Source organism: Gilliamella sp. CG13 (genome assembly GCF_046635805.1).
GTDB classification, from domain to species: domain Bacteria; phylum Pseudomonadota; class Gammaproteobacteria; order Enterobacterales; family Orbaceae; genus Gilliamella; species Gilliamella apicola_I.
Genome location: NZ_JBIDFM010000002.1, coordinates 89,197 through 110,021 on the forward strand (window position 1 = coordinate 89,197; position 20,825 = coordinate 110,021).

Genomic DNA, 20,825 nt, shown 5'->3' on the forward strand with positions numbered 1-20,825 from the left:
TTATAATTGTGTTCGATCCATTGACCCGCATTATTACTCGTTTGAAAATAATCAAACCCAGTAGTTTTCATCATACTTTGTGGGAAACAAAAAAGATTGCGTACAGTAAAAAAATGAAGCTAAATTTTTTGAAACGTCCACAATATTGTTTGCAAAAAGCATGCTTCAGTTACAAAGCCACAATGACATTATTTCTTTTATCATACACAATTTTTTATTCTGATAAAACTGGTTCTGACATATTATCGTTTTGCGTATAAGGTATTGCCTTTAGCATATCGAATTATTGCGTGAATGTTGCGAATTTTTTTGTTCGACGTTGTCATCGCAATACTTTTTAAAACTAGAATTTGTCAGGCATCTCTTTTATCGTTTCGATTTACTCATCAACGTGATTCACTTTAGCTTCAAATAAACTGGAATTTATAGGATACAAATAAAAACATCTCAATCATCTTTTCATGTTCAACACTTGGAATCATTATCAGATAACAAACGGAACAATCTAGGATTAATAGCATCATTTTCACTAATAGTGAATGGTTAACAATCTAAGTTTATCCATGGTTATCATAATTTAAAACGCCAAGATAATTTTTTTATAGAAAAATTTATTCATGCATTTAATTTATTTACTCTCTGAATTAACAACAAAAAATGCTATAAATCCAGAACTTCTTTGACACTATTGCTTGTTAAACGTTATACTAAAGGCGATATTTTGTACATCTGAATAGTTAAGCACTTTTTCAAAAGCAGTTTAAACATAGGGGGGTGTAATTTGGGTATCTTAAATAATATTTTTTCTAAAATCTTTCCAAGTGCTCAAGCGGCTGTCGGTAATGTCGCTGATGCCGTTAAAAATCAAGTCAACAGCATTACCGGTCATGATAAAGATGCCGCGTCAAATAATCAGAATCAAGACCAAAATCAAAATCAACAACATTCAGACAACCAAACGCCCATTTCGGACGTGGATGTTATGTCAATTCTTAATAATTTAGCGAGCAAATTTCCTGAAAAACTTAATTGGAAAACATCGATTGTTGATCTTTTAAAATTATTAGGAATAGACAATAGTCTAGATGCTCGTAAAAGATTGGCAAAAGAACTTAATTACACGGGTAGTACAGATGATACCGCTGCAATGAATACTTGGTTAATTAAAGAAGTATTTAAACGAATTGCCGAAAAAGGCGGTAATATTACCCATCTATTTTCTTAATCAAAGATTGTTACGTGATTTGTTATCCACCTGGTCTTCGGGTGGATTTTTTATATAGCATATTGTAATTCGTTCGACTCAATCAACGGCATTACGCTTTAAACGAGTGTAATCGATTCATTGCGGCTTCAAAGCTTTGTGATAATAAAATATCCGTGCAACGTGCAGATTCATCAATCGCTTTATCTATTAGTTCTTGCTCGGGCTTAGAAGGTTTATTTAACACAAAACCGACCACTTTATTTTTATCACCCGGATGCCCGATACCGATTCTTAATCGATAAAAATTTGGATTATTGCCTAATTTGCTAGCAATATCTTTCAAACCATTGTGACCACCATGACTTCCGCCAAATTTAAATTTCGCAATACCCGGATTTAAATCAAGTTCATCATGAGCAACTAAAATTTCTTCGGGTTTTATCTGATAAAATGAAGCCATCGCTTGAACAGCTTTACCACTTAAATTCATAAACGTGGTAGGCACTAATAAACGTATGTCATGTCCTGCGATATTGATACGTGAACTATAACCAAAAAATTTAGGATCATTTTTTAACGGTTGTTGATAACGTTGTGCAAGCAAATCAACATACCATGCCCCTGCATTATGTCGAGTTTGGGCATATTCATTTCCAGGATTGGCCAGTCCTACAATAAGTTTTATGGTTGTCATGATGTTTTAATTGTTAGCTGTTGTTACTTGAAGATGTTAAATTAAAAAGCCCCAAAAAACGGGGCATCTTTATCATTAAAAATCAATTATTGATGGAACATTGCAGAAATCGATTCTTCGTTGCTTATGCGACGAATTGCTTCTGCTAACATTCCTGATAATGTTAATTGACGTACATTTTTCAATGCTTTAACTTCAGCTGTTAATGGAATAGTATCACAAACGACTATTTCATCAATGGCTGAGTTTTTAATATTACTGACGGCTTTACCCGAGAAAATCGGATGCGTTGCGTAGGCAAATACTCTTTTAGCACCACGTGCTTTTAATGCATCAGCGGCTTTGCAAAGCGTTCCTGCTGTATCAATCATATCATCGACTAAAATACAATCTCTATCAGCAACATCACCAATAATATTCATCACTTCAGCTTCATTCGCTCGTTGACGACGTTTATCGATGATCGCCATATCGGTGTCATTTAACAGTTTTGCAATAGCACGAGCTCGCACCACCCCACCAATATCCGGAGAGACAACAATTGGGCGTTCAAAATCACGTTGAAGCATATCTTCTAAAATCACAGGGCTACCAAATACATTATCCACTGGCACATCAAAAAAACCTTGGATCTGTTCAGCATGAAGATCAACCGTTAATACTCTATCAACACCGACAGTTGATAAAAAGTCAGCAACCACTTTAGCTGTGATCGGAACCCGTGCAGAACGCACTCGACGATCTTGTCTAGCATAACCAAAATAAGGAATAACAGCGGTAATACGACCTGCAGATGCTCGACGCATTGCATCAATCATAACAAGCAATTCCATTAAATTATCATTGGTTGGTGCACAAGTTGATTGAATGATAAAAACATCCTCACCACGGACATTTTCATTAATTTGAACGTTCACTTCTCCATCGCTAAAACGACCAACAACAATATCACCAAGAGAAGTATAAAGACGATTAGCTATACGCTTTGCTAGCTCAGGTGTAGCATTGCCAGCAAAAAGCTTCATATCAGGCACGAGAAATCCTCAAGCATGTAATCATGATTACGTATCCGTAATCGGTTAAATCGGAGTGACAATTATATAATCATTTGGCGATCATGCTCAACCACATTATAAAAAATTATCAAAATAATTTAACCTGCCTAGCAAAATAGTGTAAGAGTCCATGGGTAATCAATATGTTTTTTGACGTCAACTTAAAATCGAGTAAACTAAGTAATCATCGCTATTTTAGAGTAGCTTTCAATTAGTTTAAATCAATTTTACAACACAAGTAGATAATCTAATGGCAGAACAATTACATACAGATATTGAAGAACAAAAACCGAAACGAACAATACGCAGTTTTGTGCTACGACAAGGTCGTTTGACCAAAGGTCAAGAACAAGCATTACAAAATTTATGGCCCGTCTTTGGTGTCGAATATAATGCGGGATCGCCCATTCACTTTGAACCTAATCAACACGTCGTTTTAGAGATTGGATTTGGTATGGGTGCATCACTCATCGAAATGGCAAAAAATGCCCCCGAGAAATCTTTTTTAGGTATTGAAGTACATAAACCGGGTGTCGGAGCTTGTTTAATGGCGATCGAAGAAAATCAATTATCAAACTTAAATGTGATGTGCCATGATGCAGTCGAAGTTTTAGAAAACATGATTGCTGATAATTCATTAGATAAGGTGCAAATATTCTTCCCTGACCCTTGGCATAAAGCAAGGCACAACAAGCGTCGAATTATTCAGCCTGCTTTTGTCGAACTTATCAGACGTAAATTAAAAGTTAATGGTATTTTACATCTAGCAACAGATTGGCAACATTATGCCGAACATATGCTTGAGGTGTTAAATCAAGCGACAGGTTATAAAAATTTATCATCAACAGGAGATTATATTCCAAGACCAGCAGACCGACCTATTACCAAGTTTGAAAAAAGAGGTCAAAATCTTGGTCATGGTGTTTGGGATTTACAGTATCAAAAACAATAACGTTATTAAGGAGCCGTTATGGAAAATCAAACTCTTGATTTCATTTATCATCGTCGTTCAATTCGTGCTTATAAACCCACCCCATTGACGCAAAAGCAAATAGCATCGATGATTCAAGCAGCACAATCGGCTCCGAGTTCTAACTTTCTTCAATGTTCAACCATTATTCGTATCACAGACAGTGATAAGCGAAAAAAATTAGCTCACTATTCAGGTGATCAAAATTATATTTATCAAGCTCCCGAATTTTGGGTGTTTTGTGCCGATTTTAATCGACATTTTCAAATTGATGCAACGATTCCTCTTGAACGAGCCGAACAACTTTTAGTGGGTTGTATTGATACCGCCTTGATGGCGCAAAATACGGTTATTGCAGCGCAATCGTTAGGATTAGGTACAGTCTATATTGGTGGTTTACGTAATAATATATCTGAAGTGACACAATTACTAGCCTTGCCAAAATATGTTATCCCCCTTTTTGGTCTCTGTATTGGGTATCCAGATCAAGAACCCGAAATGAAACCAAGATTACCGAGTGAATTAATCTTTTTCGAAAATCAATATCAACCAATCAATCAGACATTATTGGCACAGTATGATGAGCAAATAGAGGATTATTATCAAACTCGTAGTTCTAATCAAAAAGAAGGCGGATGGAGTAACAAAATAGCTGAAACGATCTACAAAGGACAACGAGAATTTATTCTCAACTATTTACATCAACAAGGCTGGGTGAAACAATAATGAACAATCACTATCAATTGGATAAAGTCGTCATATTAAGCCGACATGGAATCCGTACACCATTACAAAATACACTTGAATTTTTAGAACAAGCCACGCCGTTTAAATGGCCTAAATGGGATCATCCTTATGGTTATCTAACTACCCGAGGCGGTGCGCTAGAAGTTTATTTTGGACGATACTTAGCGACATGGCTTGAAAATCAACATATTCAATACCAAGCAACTTCTTCTGATGTGTTTGTGTATGCAAATAGTTTACAAAGAACCGTTGCTACAGCTCAATTTTTGACAGCAGGTGCTTTTGCCGGATATGACATCCCCATCAATCATAAATACCCTATTGAAAAAATGGATTCCATGTTTGATCCTAGTTTACGTAACGATTCTGACGAATTTAAACAAGCTGTTATTAAGGACATTGATGAAACTGTTACAGCAGAATCAATCTATAAAAATTTAGCGCCTGCTTATGAAATTTTAGCCGATATTTTAGACTATAAACATTCCAAATTTTATGCACAATATCAATGTGATTTAGCCGATATTCCTGTTGAAGTTTATTTGAAAAAGCATGAAGAACCTGCTCTGTTAGGTGCATTAGCGATTGGTGTTAGTGCAGTAGATGCATTTTTATTACAATATTATTCGGGCTTTCCCAAAGAACAGATTGCGTGGGGAAGAATCAACAGCCAAGCACAATGGCAACAACTTATTCAGATACGTAATCAATATCTAAACTTAGTCTGTCGAACTAAAACGCTTGCCAAACATTCTGCTACCGAATTGATTAATATGATAAACAATCTTATGCATCATGATGATCGAAAAATTCATTTACTTGTGGGACATGATAGTACCATTGCTTCATTATTCGGCGCATTAGACTTTGAACATTATCAGTTACCGAATCAATATGAAACAACACCAATCGGTGGTAAGGTAATTTTACAACGTTTTCGTCATTTAGAGTCTGGAACATACTATTTTAAAGCCGAATACGTTTATCAAAGCTTTGAACAACTATTTACCGGTGCTCAAATCAGTATGAATAACCCACCACAACATTTTACGTTGCAGCTTAAAAATGCCATGCAAAATCAAGATGGATTTTATGACTGGCATGATTTTGAGCAGCGTTTAAACATGTTTAAAGGATGATTTAATCAATTCACTTCTCACGTCAGCATTTATCCTACATGGCGTGAGATGATTTTAACATTTAGCTCCCTGTTATGGTTAAATACCCCTGTTATATTATCTCACCTAATCACTAGCCCCAACCTTATCTTCAAGGAGTGGATAAAATAGATAAAAACGGCTTCTTGTTTATTAATGTAACCGATACCATAAAAGTTATCTTATTTTCGCTCAACATGTAAACTGCATATTAACGCTATATTTCATTTCGTTGTAAGCAGAATCGCCTCATGAATAAATTGATAATATTAAATAGAATAGAGTTATCTTCTTGAATTCTTTGAGTTGAATTAAAACATCGTCATCAACAAAACATCTTACTCATAAACAACAAAATAATGTAATCGATTTCATAAAGTGTTATCTAGATCACTTTTTTCATCATTTTATGGTGATACTATCCACCATAAAAGAGAAGCAAGTTCATCCATAAAAAAAATATGTAAACGATTTCTTAATGAATGCAGGTTCATTCAAATTCGATTAAAGGAAGTAAATTATGAATCAAAATACTAAGTCAGCAAGGCATAATAAGAATTATTGGATTTTCAGTTTTTATTTCTTTCTCTACTTTTTCATCATGGGTGCCTATTGCCCATTCTTTCCCGTTTGGCTGAAAATGAACGGGCTTGATGAAGCCAAAACTGGCTATGTTTTTTCGTTTATTTCATTTTTTGCACTACTCTTCCAACCTTTATTCGGTTTAATTTCAGATAAATTAGGACTAAAAAAACATCTCCTTTGGCTTATTACTCTACTTTTAGTCTTGTTTGGACCATTTTTTATTTATGTGTTAGGGCCTCTTCTACAATTTAATGTTACTGTCGGTGCGATAGCTGGAGGGTTTTATCTTGGCATGGTTTTTAGTGGTGGTGCGCCTGCTATTGAAGCCTTGGTTGAAAAAATAAGCCGACGCAGTGGATTTGAATTTGGGCGTTGCCGTATGTTTGGCTGTTTTGGTTGGGCAATTTGTGCATCATTTGTTGGAATTATGATTTCGAAGAATATTAATGCGGTTTTTTGGCTCTGTTCTGGTTTTGCATTATTTCTACTTATTTTAGTGAAATTAGCCGATCCCGCTAAAACTTCCACCACCGATATCGTTGAACAAATGGGATTAAATAAGCCGGAATCCTTTAATTTTAAACTCGCAGTCGATTTATTAAAAATGCCGAAACTTTGGTGTTTTATGCTTTATATAATTGGCGTCGCCTGTACTTATGATGTTTTTGATCAGCAGTTTGCAAACTTTTTTACGTCGTTTTTTTCCAGTGAACAAGTCGGTCAAGAAGCCTTTGGTTATGTCACAACACTCGGTGAAATTTTAAATGCAACCGTCATGTTTTTTGCTCCATGGATTGTGAAAAAAATTGGTAGCAAAAATACGTTATTAGTTGCCGGTGCTATTATGTCAATTCGTATAACTGGCTCAGCATTTGCCAGCAATGCAGTTGAAGTTATTATTCTAAAAACCTTACACATGTTTGAAGCGCCACTATTACTTGTCGGGGCATTTAAATATATTACTAAACACTTCCCTCTACGATTATCGGCAACCGTTTATTTGATTGCATTTTGTTTTGCTAAACAACTTTCAACGATGTTTATGTCCACACTTGCAGGTCTAATGTATGTCGAAATTGGATTTACAGGAGCCTATCTGGTGCTTGGTTTGATTGCATTTAGTTTTACATTTATTTCATCTTTCACTTTATCCGGACGAGGGCCTTGGGATCTATTCATACCTAAAAATAAACACCCGTCTGAAATACAACAATAACCAAATTTTTAACAATTTAAGATAAATTGAGGTTTCTATATGAAAGTATTCGTTACTGGTGGTTGTGGATATATAGGAAGTCATACCTGTGTTCAATTGATTAAAGCAGGTTATACGCCAATTGTGATAGATAATTTATTCAATAGTAAAGCATCGGTATTAAAAAGAATCCAACAAATTACGCATCAGCCAATCAATTTTTATCAAGGTGATGTACGAGATGCCAATTTATTAGCGCAAATTTTTAATGAACATGATATTCAAGCAGTGATCCATTTTGCGGGTTTAAAAGCCGTCGGTGAGTCGGTATATAAACCACTTGAGTATTATGAAAATAATGTCTATGGCAGCATTGTGTTAATGAAGGCAATGCGTGATGCAGGCGTCAAACAATTAGTTTTTAGTTCATCCGCAACCGTTTACGGTGAATCAGCCCCCGTACCTTATGTTGAAACCTTGCCACAAGGTTTACCAACCAGCCCTTATGGAAAAAGTAAGTTAATGGTCGAACAATGTATTATGGATTTGGCTATTGCCGAACCTGATTGGTCATTGACTTTACTACGCTACTTTAATCCTGTGGGGGCTCATCCTAGTGGATTAATAGGCGAAGATCCTCTTGGTATTCCTAATAATCTTATGCCATTTATTACCCAAGTTGCTGTAGGAAAAAGAGAATCATTGGCGGTGTTTGGAAATGATTATCCGACGCAAGATGGAACGTGTGTTCGTGATTTTATTCATGTTGTTGACTTAGCTGATGGTCATATCGCCGCATTAAAAGCTGATCATAATCAATCCGGTGTCCATATTTACAATCTAGGATCAGGTGTTGGGTATAGTGTTTTACAAGTCATCGAAGCATTTGAGAAAGCGTCAGGAAAACCGTTAAAGTGGCATTACGCACCCCGACGTGCGGGCGACCTACCCGCATTTTGGGCAGATGCAAAAAAAGCAGAACAGATACTCGGGTGGAAAACCCAATTAACGCTTGATGATATGGTCAGAGATTCTTGGAATTGGCAATCGAATAACCCACAAGGTTATCCTCAAGATTAATGAAAAAGATGAAAACCAGCAATATGTTAAAAGAGGCAAACATGCAAATATTTAATCCTGTTGATCATCCCCACCGTCGTTATAACCCATTAACGGCTCAGTGGGTCTTAGTATCACCGCATAGAGCCAAGCGACCTTGGCAAGGTCAACAAGAAACACTAAATCAAGAACAAAAACCCAGTTACGATCCTAACTGTTTTTTGTGCCCCAGCAATAAACGGGTCACGGGTGATAAAAATCCGGACTATACAGGTACTTTTGTATTTACTAATGATTTTGCCGCATTAATGGATGATACTCCTGATTCGCCGCCAGCTGATGATCCTCTTTTTCAAATGCAAAGCGCCAAAGGAACCAGTCGAGTAATCTGTTTTTCCCCCGATCATAGTAAAACCTTGCCAGAATTAGACTTAACGGCAATTGAGGGAGTAATTAAAACTTGGATATCACAGCAAAAAGAACTAAGCCAAAATTATCCTTGGGTGCAAATATTTGAAAACAAAGGTGCTGTAATGGGATGCTCTAATCCTCATCCACACGGACAAATTTGGGCAAATAGCTTTATCCCAAATGAAATCGCTCGTGAAGACCAGAATATGCATCATTATTTTGAAACCTATCACCGCAATTTATTAGTTGATTATGCCGAAAAAGAATTGATCTATCGTGAGCGAATAGTTGTTGAAACAGAGCATTGGCTTGCTGTCGTGCCTTTCTGGGCAACATGGCCATTTGAAACGTTATTATTACCCAAAACACATATTGCACAATTAACCTTATTAACCGACGACCAACAGATTGATTTAGCGGTGGCGCTGAAAAAATTAACAAGTCGTTATGATAATTTGTTTAATTGCTCTTTCCCCTACTCTATGGGTTGGCATGGCGCACCATTTATGCAAGGTACCACTGACTATTGGCAAGTTCATGCTCACTTTTATCCTCCTTTGCTTCGTTCAGCGACAGTCAAAAAATTTATGGTAGGTTACGAAATGTTAGCTGAAGTACAACGGGATTTAACGCCTGAACAGGCAGCTGAAAGACTGCGCAATGTCAGTGATGTTCATTATAAAGATAAAAAGGATAAATAGATGAAAGCATTAATCGATAAAACTAAACAAGCTTTTGCAACCCTATTTGGTTATCAACCCGATATCACTGTGCAAGCACCAGGACGAGTCAACTTGATTGGTGAGCATACCGATTATAACGATGGTTTTGTATTACCTTGTGCGATTAATTATGGCACTGTAATAAGCTGCCATAAACGTACCGATAAATTAATACGTGTAATTGCCGTTGACTATGATAATCAACAAGATGAATTTTGGCTAGATTCCCCTATTGAGAAACATTCACAATATCAATGGGCTAATTATGTTCGAGGTGTAGTAAAACATTTAAAAAACTATGCAAATACCCTTTATGGTGTTGATTTAGCAATTAGCGGTAATGTCCCCCAAGGTGCAGGATTGAGTTCATCGGCTTCGCTTGAGGTGGCTATCGGCAAAATGTTTCAAGTTCTAAATAATTTACCTTTAGATGGCACTAAATTAGCATTAATCGGTCAGGAAGCGGAAAATCAATTTGTTGGTTGCAATTGTGGAATTATGGATCAATTAATATCGGCACTTGGACAAGATCATCATGCTTTACTTATTGACTGCCGTACGCTCTCTGTTCATCCAGTTTCAATACCCGATGATTTAGCTGTTGTTATTATTAACTCAAATATTAAACGTGGATTAGTCGATAGCGAATATAATACTCGTCGTAGGCAATGTGAAGCAGCAGCAACAGCGCTGGGCGTAAAAGCATTACGAGACGCCACATTATCAGATTTATTGAAAATTAAACCAACGCTTGATCCTACCGTTTTTAAACGTGCACATCATGTCATTACCGAAAATGAACGGACTTTACTGGCATCTCATGCACTTGCACGTCGTGATTACAAATTACTATCGACATTAATGGCGCAAAGTCACAATTCAATGCGTGATGACTTTGAAATTACAGTACCTGCTATCGATTATCTGGTGAACATTATCAACAAGGTTATCGGTGAACAAGGTGGAGTTCGTATGACAGGTGGCGGTTTTGGCGGCTGTGTTGTTGCACTGGTAAATAAAAATAAAGTTGATGCAGTAAAAACCGTTGTAAGCAATAATTATCAGAATAAATTTGGTATTAAAGAAGATATATATATCTGTCAACCAAATGAAGGAGCGCACGCCATATGTCTTTAACAACGATCATTACACTATCTAATAAGCAAGGGATGCAGATTAAATTATCTAACTGGGGAGCGACTTGGCTTTCTTGCTTAATACCGGTTGATAATAAAAATCGTGAAGTACTTCTTGGTTGTAGTTCGTTAGCGCAATATCAACAACAACATGCTTATTTAGGTGCAACTATTGGGCGTTATGCTAACCGTATTGCTCATGCATCTATTGAATTAGGCGATAAACGCTATCCGCTTGTTGCCAATGAAGGTAAAAATCAGCTTCATGGCGGAAAGTTAGGCTTTGATAAGCAATTATGGCAAATTGATGATCAATCTAATCAACAAGTCATTTTCAGTTTAATTTCTTGCGATGGTGATCAAGGTTATCCCGGTGAACTGAAAGTTCAAGTGACCTATCAACTTACAGATAATAATCAAGTTATCATCAAGTTCAATGCCTCTACCACGCAAACTACTGTGGTAAATTTAACCAATCATGCTTATTTTAATTTAGATGGCGAAACAAGTAACACTATCCTCAATCACACTTTACAAGTCAATGCTAACCAATTTTTGCCCGTTGATAATCATGGCATACCTGATGACAATTTAGCTAGTGTCGCTGAATTTGATATGGACTTACGCCAAGCAAAACGATTATCAGACCGATTACTTGAAAGTTCTGAACGACAAAAAACAGGTGGCTATGATCATGCGTATTTACTGGACAAAACCCAAACAATTGCCGCGCAATTAACCTCATCCGATAATAAAGTGACCATGAATGTCATAACGACCAAACCAGCGTTACAAGTTTATACCGGTAATTTTCTGCAACATACACCTAACCGTCATAATGGGGAATATGACAATTATGCAGGTATCGCGCTAGAAGCACAATTTCTACCAGATAGCCCACATCACCCCAAATGGCCACAACCTAGTTGTTGGTTAACACCTGATGAAACCTATCAATATCAAACGATCTATCAATTTTTAATTGAATAATATTATATCAATTGAGTATGTAAACGGAAAAATGAACACTTAATGCTATATGAGCTAACACCAATGGAGTTAAGTCCAACTGGATTTAATGGGACTTACTACCACGGTAACACCTCAATTTTATTCAATGCGCGTTTATAACCAACGATGAATATTCCGATAAAACCATCAAAGCTTTTTGTCAAGTTACCCTAACAATTTTGATAAGAATTCGGTATGATAGAGCTATCATGGCAAATGGACATTATGATTGATGAAAAGTAAAAGTTTAACTGCAATTTTTCCGGGAACGTTCGATCCAATTACTAACGGGCACATCGATTTGATTACTCGAGCTTCGCTGTTGTTTCCTCGATTAATTGTTGCAATTGCGGAAAATCCGAATAAAAAAACGTTATTTAGTTTGAAAGAACGGGTCAATTTAGCATCCAGTTCAGTTGAACACTTACTTAATGTACAAGTGATTGGATTTGATAATTTAATGGCAGATTTTGCACAAACTCATAATGCAACGGTCATTGTTCGAGGTGTTCGAACCACTCAAGATTTTGAATACGAAAGACAATTAGCCGAAATGAATCGCGCATTAAAACCGGATTTAGATACTTTATTTTTAATGCCATCAATGACTATTGGTTTTATCTCTTCAACCATTGTGAAAGATGTTGCTTATCATGGTGGCAATATTACCAATTTAGTTCCTTTACATGTCAAAACAGAATTGTTAAAACGGTTAACATAACGTTGAATTTATATGGTTATTTTTTATACTCCACCTTCAAAAAAACAAGCTCCACAAAAATTAACGGTCACCATCTCAGCGATAGATGCCTTCGGACAAGGAATTGCAAATCACAAAGGCAAAACTATTTTTGTTAAATCAGCCTTACCCGATGAAACTGTTGATATCCAGTTGACAGAAAATAAAAAAAATTATGCTAAAGCGAAGGTCATCAAATACCACAATCAAAGTGCCCAACGGGTAAAACCATTATGTGGCTATTATCAAAAATGTGGTGGCTGTGAATTGCAGCATATTTCAACGGATTTGCAGCAAAGTGCAAAGTATCATGCGCTCATTAATCTCATACAAAAAGAAAGTGGGCAATCGTTAACTCATATCACTGACTCAGCACCGCTTATTATTGCTGATCAACCTTATCATTATCGCCGACGAGCCCGACTTTCAATAAATATTGTAAAAGGTGAATTATTTATTGGTTTTCGTCAGGCTGAATCAAATCAAATTATCAATATAGAATACTGTCCTGTATTGGTCGAAAGCTTGGATCAGTTACTCGCTCCTTTGCAAAAAATATTACGTCAAATTAAATCAAAAAAATCACTTGGGCATATTGAATTGGTTGCTGTTGATAGTGGCATTATCATGGTATTAAGGCATACTTTTCCTATGACCAATGAAGACACTCAGTTACTAACAAACTTCGCTGAAAAAAATGGTATTTCACTCTACTTTCATGGCATAGATTTACAGCACATTACCGGCCATACGGAACATTATTATCTAATCAATCAGTTAAAGCTTACTTTTAGTCCTTTGAATTTTATTCAAGTCAATAGCAACGTTAATCAAAAAATGATTGAACAAGCGCTTGATTGGCTAACATTAACATCAACCGATAAAGTTTTAGATCTCTTTTGTGGTATGGGTAATTTTTCATTACCTATGGCTACCTATTGTCAATCATTAACGGGCGTTGAAGGCGTAGAAGAACTAGTTGAAAAAGCGAAATTAAACGTTATATTAAATAGCAACAAGGTTTGTGCCGAAACTCATTTTTTAACGAGTAATTTAGAGGATAATCAACAATTTTTTACATGGAATCAATCACAATTTGATAAAGTTTTATTAGATCCTGCCAGAGCTGGGGCATTTAATGCAACAACAGAAATTGTTAAAATGGCTCCGTCAAAAATTGTTTATATCTCATGTAATCCCGCAACATTAGCGAGAGATAGCAAAGTGTTAACTCAAGCGGGTTATAACATTGCTCAAGTAGCAATTTTAGATATGTTTCCACAAACTAAACATATTGAATCAATGTTGTTGTTAACCAAATCAGGATCATAATTATGGTATCAATTAGAGGAGCACACCAACATAGTGAAGAGCATTACTCTCTTGCACAGTTTGATGTCGAACAATGGGCAAAACAAGAATTACAACTGACTAACGCGGATAGTTATCAGACGTTTAAACAAGTCTGGGATTTTTGCTTTGAAAGCAGTGCCGGTGCAGCTGAGCAAGTCTACTGTTTTCAAAATGCCGTTGAAATGGTTGAAATATTATCCACACTTAATATGGATATCAACAGTTTATGTGCGGCTTTGTTGCTCCCTTTCCTTGAAACTAAGATTATACGTCGAGAAGATATTCCTGAAGATTTTGATCGTGAAATGATGCACATTATTTCTAGCATTGTTCGAATGAAAGAAATTCGTCAACTTCGCGCCATCCGCAATGGCAGTGCAACGTCTGAACAGATTGATAGCATCCGCCGTATGTTATTGGCAATGGTTAATGATTTTCGCAGTGTAGTGATAAAAATTGCCGAACGCATCACTTATTTACGTAATTTGTTAAATGCTCCACAAGAAGAACAAGTACTGGCTGCTAAGGAGTGTTTTAACATTTATGCACCGCTTGCCAACCGTTTAGGAATTGGTCAATTAAAATGGGAGCTGGAAGATTTTTGTTTCCGTTATCTCTATCCGAATGAATATCGCTTTATTGCTAAAAAATTACACGAAAAACGCCTTGATCGTGAATCCTATATCAATCATTTTGTTAAGCATCTACAAGCGTTAATGAATAAAGATCATATTCGTGCAGAAGTTTATGGACGCCCGAAACATATTTACAGTATCTGGCGAAAAATGGAACGCAAACACCTTGAATTTGAAGATCTTTATGATATTCGTGCTGTACGGATTATTTGTGATCGTATTGAAGATTGTTATAACGCATTAGGTATTGTCCATAGTCATTATAAACATATTGCTAAAGAATTTGATGATTATGTTGCCAACCCCAAACCAAATGGTTACCAATCAATTCATACCGTAGTGTATGGCCCAGAAAATAAAACGATTGAAATTCAAATTCGAACTGAGCAAATGCACAATGATGCTGAATTAGGCATTGCTGCACACTGGAAATATAAAGAAGGCAGTACTGATAAAATGACTGCTTATGATCAGCGAATTACTTGGCTACGAAAATTATTAACATGGCAACAAGAGATGTCTGAAAGCGGTGAAATACAAGAAGCCGTACGTAGCCAGATTTTTGATGATAGAGTCTATGTCTTTACGCCTAAAGGTGATGTGGTTGATTTGCCTACTGGCTCAACACCGCTTGATTTTGCCTATCATATTCACAGTGATGTAGGTCATCGTTGTATTGGTGCAAAAGTTGGAGGACGAATTGTACCATTTACTTATAACCTAAAAATGGGCGATCAAGTTGAAGTAATCACTCAAAAACAACCTAATCCAAGCCGAGATTGGTTGAATCCAAATACCGGATTTGTAAATAGTAGTCGGGCACGAGCTAAAATTCAGGCATGGTTTAAAAAACAAGATCGACATAAAAATATAGCAGCTGGTCAACAAATTTTAGAAGATGAGCTGGAACCTTTAAATATCAGTTTGAAAAGCGTTGAAAAAATGCTGATTGATAAATATAACGCCCATTCCTTTAATGAAGTTCTTGCCGGTATTGGTAGTGGTGATGTCAGAATAAATCAATTGGTCAATTTTGTTAATGCCCAAGTCAATAAACCTACCGCTGAAGAAGAAGACGAAGCGGCATTAAAACAAATTGTTCAAAAATCCAATTCACAAACGAAAAATATCAATAAAACCGGTAATAAAAAAGGAAGTGAAATTATTATTGAAGGTGTCGGTAATTTAATGTGCACTATTGCAAATTGCTGTCGTCCTATTCCCGGTGATCCAATTGTCGGTTTTGTAACTCAAGGGCGAGGTATTTCCATTCATCGGGCGGATTGTGAACAGTTACAGGATTTAAAAAATCACGCTCCTGAACGAATCACCAGTGCGGTTTGGAGTAATGAAACCAATTCAAGTTATACCATGGTGATACAGATCATCGCTAACGATCGGAGTGGCTTATTACGTGATATCACAACCATTTTAGCTAACGAAAAAGTCAATGTACTTGGATTAATAAGTCGAAGTGATATGAAGCAACAATTGGCTAACATTGATGTCGACATGGAAATCTTTGATCAAGACTCGTTAAATCGTATACTCAATAAAATAAAACAGCTACCCGATGTCATTGAAGCAAGACGCCAGCAAGGGTGAGCTATTTTTTAAGCCACCCTCACTACCTTAAGTTTTGCTCAGACATCATTTCGTAATGTGATTTAGTTACGTTCTAACACTTCAAAGTAATAATCGTAAGGATTTTTATCATCAGCTTGATGATGTTCTTGAAAAACTGATTGCCAAGTTTCGGGGGCATAATTAGGAAAATAAGTATCACCTTGTAAATCAGCATCAATATGCGTTAAGTAAAGTCTATTGATAAACGGTAAAACTTGCTGATAAATATTGCCACCACCAATGATAAAGACTTCCTGACATTGTTGACTATTGGCCACTACCAGTGCCTCATCAATAGATGAGACCCAACTTATATTAGGGTTTATATCTGATTCGGCTTCGGTTTTTGCTTGCCTTGAAATAACAATATTATGTCGATTGGGTAACGCTTTGCCGATAGATTCAAACGTTTTCCTGCCCATAATAACAGGTTTATTAAGCGTATTTTTTTTAAACCATGCCAAATCAGCAGGTAAATGCCAAGGCATCTGATTGTTAAAACCAATAACACGATTATGTGCCATGGCAACAATGATACTAAGTGTCATGTGAGTTTGTTTATACATAACCTAAAGCTTTAATTCGTTGATTTACATTTTTGGGAAAAACAGTTTGCGCCCAAAGTCGTTGACTTAAAGAAAGCAAAGACTCTTTTTGCCCATTAACAATCCAATTAGCAAGTTCAGTTGCAACATCAGGATAGACCGTTGGTTTTGGCGAAGGTAAATCTAACCAATACTTAAGTTTAATGCTATTTAAGGTTTCCATCACCGTTGCCATATCTAATGTATGTAAACATTGAGCATTATAGATTTGTTCAAACTGACCCGAGACAGGTTTAGTCAAAATCTTTTTACCCAAAACTAATGCTTCAGATATTAGTGCAAATCCCGTGTTAGAAATAATCCCCGAACAGCTTATTACCGCATCCATAAAACCGTCACGACAAAGAGGGTGCAAAGTAACATTATCGTTTTGTGATAATTGCTTTATATTTGGATGAAAACAGATAAATTGATGTTTAGGAAATTGTTTAAGTAATTCAACAATTTCAGTCATATTTTCAAATGGCAAATAAACAACAATGGAACCATTTTCGGTAGGCGCCACTTGAAATGAATCAATCATGGGTGGCAATAATTTATGTCCAAAATGAAACCAGTGTAAACCAATTGGCTTGGTTACTGGCGCATAATACTTCATGATCACATTTGCAATCAGTCCATATTCTTTGGGTTTTAAATACTGACAAACCGCCTGATTACTGATACCTAAGCATTCTCGATGCTGATGATGAGCAGCCCAAGCGCTTACCGGCTCAAAATCACTAATAATACAATTATACTTTGATAAGTCCAGTTCGCGAACATCTTTAATTAACCGAAAAGCACGGATGCGTTGAACCGTTTTACGAAAATTTATCTTTCCATTGACTGTTGCAAAGGTAACACCCCGAAAAGTCTTATAATGACCAAAAACGTCCATATCAAAATAATCTTTTGGATCACGCCCACTAAAAATATACTCAACATCAGCGCCTGCCTTTTTTAGCGCTTTGGCTAAAGTTCGACATCGGCTAATATGACCATTTCCTGTTCCTTGAACACCAAAAAGAATTTTCATATTGTAATGATTAGTCAATTAAAATTACTGCATATCATACCAGAAGCCTAAACAATTATCTTGCTTATTTTAAACAATAAAGGGGAATTTTGAGACAAATTTGAAAATGAGTTTAAGGGTCAATCGCAATACGAATTTCATTAATTCGCCAAACTTAAAAAAAGTCTATAGTTGATTTTTATAATTAATATAGTTATTCAATCTGTTAGCTTTCAATTATACTGTTTAAAAATAAGAAATGTTTAAAAAACGTGCTATATCGTGACGTTTGAAGTACAATATTGCTTATTAGCGATTTGATGCGTTGTGAGATTGTAATATGTCAGTAAGGATCCTCAATATACAATTTAAAGGCATCGTTGTGTTAACAGCGGTTTTGTTGCTGTTTGGTTATTCTGTACTACCATTATCAAAAATGGGAAAGTCTTTTGACTCGACTTGTTTTTTAACGACTCATTCCATTTTAACATTCGATCAAAGCTTGGATCCTCATCACGCTAAATCTTTATCATCAAAAATAAATTGTTCATTAATCAATCATTGTGCTGTATGTGGGGCAATCGTTTCAAACTATGCCATTAACCTCGATAGGCAAATCAACTTTACACATTTTTTATCACTTAAATTCATTGCAAATGATAATGAATTTATTCCTGAATTAAGACCACCACGAATTGCTTAATAAGTTATCGCTATTAGATAGTAGTTGTTAATCACTATCAGTTATAAACAAACGTTATCTATCGTTATGTTTGCTCACATCACGATTTCAGCGTTATTGTTAAATCAGTTAATTTATTATGGGAATATTATGAAACGTCGACATTTTTTAATGAATTTTACGGCTGCTGTAGGTGGATTAGTTGCAACCAAAGCCATTGCTAAAATGGAACATACCAAGATGACGGGTATGACCTGCGAACTCAATTCTGATGATTGTAACAAGGGGGATAATATGCACGAACATATGAATATGAACATGAATATGAATCACGATCAAAAACCACAAAAGCTTTTGCCTACTTCCTCACTAAAACAGAACGACAATTTACCCAGCTTGATCAATTTAAAAAATGAAAGTAATCAACCGGGTGTATTTGAAGCGACCTTACACCTCAAACCCGTCAAAATTGCCTTAACACCTGAAATTACGACGGAATTTTGGGCATATAACGGTATGATTCCCGGCCCTAAAATTGAAGTTAACGAGGGTGATCACGTTAAAATCACAGTAAAAAATGATCTGCCACAAGCCACGACCGTGCATTGGCATGGTTTACTTATTCCATCGAATCAAGATGGTAACCCTCAAGATGCCATTCCAGCGGGAAAAAGTCGTGTTTATGAATTTGACGTTCCTAAAGGAAATGCAGGCACATTTTGGTATCATCCTCATGGACATGAAACAGTAGCTGAACAAGTTTATCGAGGTTTAGCTGGAACATTCATCGTTCGAAGCAAAGATGATCCTTTAAATTCTCTTCCTGAACAACACTGGTTCTTTTCAGATTTAAAATTAACGGATAAAGGTGAAATTGCCGATAATACCATGGTTGATTGGATGAACGGTCGTGAAGGTCAATTTGTATTAATTAACGGTAGTTATCGACCTAAAATTAAAGTTGATTCAGCGACACGTGTAAGAATCTGGAACGCTTGTTCAGGTAGATACCTGAACTTATCCATTCCTGATTGTGATGTCTTTTTAGTGGGGACTGACGGTGGATTATTGTCTGAACCTGTATCACTAAATAAACCATTACTGTTATCCCCTGCCGAACGGGCAGAAATTGTTATTCTACCTAAAAAAACGGGGACGGTTTATTTGCAATCTATCGGTTACGATCGAGGCAAAATGGGCAATGTACCACCTGAACAAGATATGTTACTTGCAGAATTAGATTTAACGCAGTCAAACTCAATCACCTTGCCATCAACACTTCGTACCTTACCAAAACTTGGACAAGCCACCGCACACAAAAAACTGGAATATACCGAAGTGATGGACATGAAAGAGCCGCGTGGCGGAATGTTATTTTTAATCAATGGCAAACGCCATGATATGAATCGTATCGATCTTGAAAGTAAAATTCACGAGGTTGAAGAATGGACTATTCATAATAACTCTCATATGGATCATAACTTTCATATTCATGGTGCACAATTTATGGTCGTTTCACATGAATTTAATGGTACCAAAACACTCCCCCAATACGTGGCATTAAAAGATACAGTAAATCTTCGACCCCATGAAACAATCACGATAAAGATTCAACAAAATATGCCCGGATTACGCATGTATCATTGTCATATCATTGAACATGAAACACTGGGTATGATGGGTCAATTGATGGTAAAATAGTTTTTTATCTTTATCTATCTTGTCATTAAACGTTCGACAAGATAGATAAATTTCCTTTTTAACTGAATCTTCATTTTCTTGATAACAATACAAGTAATAAATGTTTTTCATTTTGGCAAATAATGCTAACATATTGCCACTATGATCATGACTAATTTCTGGCAAATACTCAGTAAACGCTTATCAATCAAAACAGCTTTATCGCACTTATTATTAGGTGTAATTGCTACTGGGTTTAGTTTATGCCAACAAGATGCTATTCCTAATGAGTCAACGGTTTCTCACGTTGGGATTATGGCGAACAATGAAATCGTTCAAGATCAACAAGTGTCAATCCGAAAGGTGTCACCATCGTTAACCAACCCCAAAAAATTCAGTACCAATACTGTCTTTATGGCGACTAATTACGATATTTTATCCACCAATAAACCCATTCAAATAACTTCACATAATGCGATAAGAGCAGGTCCTAAAAACACTATTTAATTTAAGAGTTTATTACTTAATTTTTATGTTGTTATCTAAGGTGTCGACCTTA

The 20,825-nt window shown here is 36.1% G+C and carries 19 protein-coding genes; 15 read left to right on the forward strand and 4 right to left on the reverse strand.

Going from position 1 to position 20,825, the window contains the following annotated elements; all coding sequences use genetic code 11:
* Window positions 1-781 precede the first annotated feature (781 nt).
* Window positions 782-1,225 (forward strand): DUF3597 domain-containing protein, encoded by a 444-nt coding sequence (locus ACGH6R_RS04385; protein WP_267349771.1) that lies wholly within the window; start codon window positions 782-784, stop codon window positions 1,223-1,225.
* 91 nt (window positions 1,226-1,316) lie between these two features.
* Here ACGH6R_RS04385 and pth read toward each other — a convergent pair whose 3' ends face one another.
* Both pth and ACGH6R_RS04395 read right to left on the reverse strand, forming a co-directional pair.
* Complete coding sequence (gene pth, locus ACGH6R_RS04390; protein ID WP_324100926.1) at window positions 1,317-1,901, reverse strand: aminoacyl-tRNA hydrolase; 585 nt, start codon at window positions 1,899-1,901, stop codon at window positions 1,317-1,319.
* A gap of 86 nt (window positions 1,902-1,987) precedes the next feature.
* Window positions 1,988-2,935 carry a ribose-phosphate pyrophosphokinase gene (locus ACGH6R_RS04395; RefSeq protein WP_065558808.1) on the reverse strand — a complete coding sequence of 316 codons (948 nt, stop codon included), beginning with the start codon at window positions 2,933-2,935 and terminating at the stop codon, window positions 1,988-1,990.
* A gap of 271 nt (window positions 2,936-3,206) precedes the next feature.
* Here ACGH6R_RS04395 and trmB point away from each other — a divergent pair, with 271 nt between their 5' ends.
* From trmB to relA, 11 genes are all read left to right on the forward strand, one after another.
* Window positions 3,207-3,908, forward strand: a complete 702-nt coding sequence (gene trmB, locus ACGH6R_RS04400; protein WP_411599005.1) for a tRNA (guanosine(46)-N7)-methyltransferase TrmB — start codon at window positions 3,207-3,209, stop codon at window positions 3,906-3,908.
* Between the two features lie 18 nt (window positions 3,909-3,926).
* On the forward strand, window positions 3,927-4,652 hold the full coding sequence (gene nfsA / locus ACGH6R_RS04405; protein WP_220215615.1) for an oxygen-insensitive NADPH nitroreductase: 726 nt from the start codon (window positions 3,927-3,929) through the stop codon (window positions 4,650-4,652).
* Window positions 4,652-5,812: a histidine-type phosphatase gene (locus ACGH6R_RS04410; protein ID WP_411599006.1), complete on the forward strand. Its 1,161-nt coding sequence runs from the start codon at window positions 4,652-4,654 to the stop codon at window positions 5,810-5,812. The genes nfsA and ACGH6R_RS04410 overlap by 1 nt, the downstream gene beginning before the upstream one ends.
* Before the next feature lie 538 nt (window positions 5,813-6,350).
* Complete coding sequence (locus tag ACGH6R_RS04415; RefSeq protein WP_267349776.1) at window positions 6,351-7,631, forward strand: MFS transporter; 1,281 nt, start codon at window positions 6,351-6,353, stop codon at window positions 7,629-7,631.
* Window positions 7,632-7,670: 39 nt separating this feature from the next.
* The gene (gene galE, locus ACGH6R_RS04420) at window positions 7,671-8,690 is read left to right on the forward strand and encodes a UDP-glucose 4-epimerase GalE (RefSeq protein WP_411599007.1); all 1,020 of its coding nucleotides are present in this window, start codon (window positions 7,671-7,673) and stop codon (window positions 8,688-8,690) included.
* Between the two features lie 41 nt (window positions 8,691-8,731).
* Window positions 8,732-9,781, forward strand: coding sequence for a galactose-1-phosphate uridylyltransferase (gene galT, locus ACGH6R_RS04425; RefSeq protein WP_411599114.1), 1,050 nt, complete (start codon window positions 8,732-8,734; stop codon window positions 9,779-9,781).
* Complete coding sequence (galK, locus tag ACGH6R_RS04430; RefSeq protein ID WP_411599008.1) at window positions 9,782-10,939, forward strand: galactokinase; 1,158 nt, start codon at window positions 9,782-9,784, stop codon at window positions 10,937-10,939.
* Window positions 10,930-11,928 (forward strand): galactose-1-epimerase, encoded by a 999-nt coding sequence (gene galM, locus ACGH6R_RS04435; protein WP_411599009.1) that lies wholly within the window; start codon window positions 10,930-10,932, stop codon window positions 11,926-11,928. Before galK ends, galM begins: the two co-directional genes overlap by 10 nt.
* Before the next feature lie 253 nt (window positions 11,929-12,181).
* Entirely contained in the window at window positions 12,182-12,670 is a 489-nt protein-coding gene (gene coaD, locus ACGH6R_RS04440) for a pantetheine-phosphate adenylyltransferase (RefSeq protein ID WP_267359378.1), read from the forward strand.
* 12 nt (window positions 12,671-12,682) lie between these two features.
* The gene (rlmD, locus tag ACGH6R_RS04445; protein ID WP_411599010.1) at window positions 12,683-14,020 is read left to right on the forward strand and encodes a 23S rRNA (uracil(1939)-C(5))-methyltransferase RlmD; all 1,338 of its coding nucleotides are present in this window, start codon (window positions 12,683-12,685) and stop codon (window positions 14,018-14,020) included.
* Window positions 14,021-14,022: 2 nt separating this feature from the next.
* Window positions 14,023-16,281, forward strand: coding sequence for a GTP diphosphokinase (gene relA / locus ACGH6R_RS04450; RefSeq protein ID WP_411599011.1), 2,259 nt, complete (start codon window positions 14,023-14,025; stop codon window positions 16,279-16,281).
* 62 nt (window positions 16,282-16,343) lie between these two features.
* Here relA and folA read toward each other — a convergent pair whose 3' ends face one another.
* Together folA and ACGH6R_RS04460 are read right to left on the reverse strand one after the other, a co-directional pair.
* Window positions 16,344-16,850 (reverse strand): type 3 dihydrofolate reductase, encoded by a 507-nt coding sequence (gene folA, locus ACGH6R_RS04455; RefSeq protein ID WP_411599115.1) that lies wholly within the window; start codon window positions 16,848-16,850, stop codon window positions 16,344-16,346.
* Window positions 16,851-16,860: 10 nt separating this feature from the next.
* Window positions 16,861-17,925, reverse strand: coding sequence for an MJ1255/VC2487 family glycosyltransferase (locus ACGH6R_RS04460; protein ID WP_411599012.1), 1,065 nt, complete (start codon window positions 17,923-17,925; stop codon window positions 16,861-16,863).
* Window positions 17,926-18,244: 319 nt separating this feature from the next.
* Between ACGH6R_RS04460 and ACGH6R_RS04465 the strand changes: the two genes are divergently transcribed.
* The 3 genes from ACGH6R_RS04465 (at window position 18,245) to ACGH6R_RS04475 (ending at window position 20,773) form a co-directional block, all read left to right on the forward strand.
* A complete protein-coding gene (locus ACGH6R_RS04465) occupies window positions 18,245-18,607 on the forward strand; it encodes a hypothetical protein (RefSeq protein ID WP_411599013.1) in 363 nt (120 codons plus the stop codon).
* Between the two features lie 129 nt (window positions 18,608-18,736).
* Window positions 18,737-20,287, forward strand: a complete 1,551-nt coding sequence (locus ACGH6R_RS04470; RefSeq protein ID WP_411599014.1) for a multicopper oxidase family protein — start codon at window positions 18,737-18,739, stop codon at window positions 20,285-20,287.
* Between the two features lie 147 nt (window positions 20,288-20,434).
* On the forward strand, window positions 20,435-20,773 hold the full coding sequence (locus tag ACGH6R_RS04475) for a hypothetical protein (RefSeq protein ID WP_411599015.1): 339 nt from the start codon (window positions 20,435-20,437) through the stop codon (window positions 20,771-20,773).
* The last annotated feature ends 52 nt before the right edge of the window (window positions 20,774-20,825 follow it).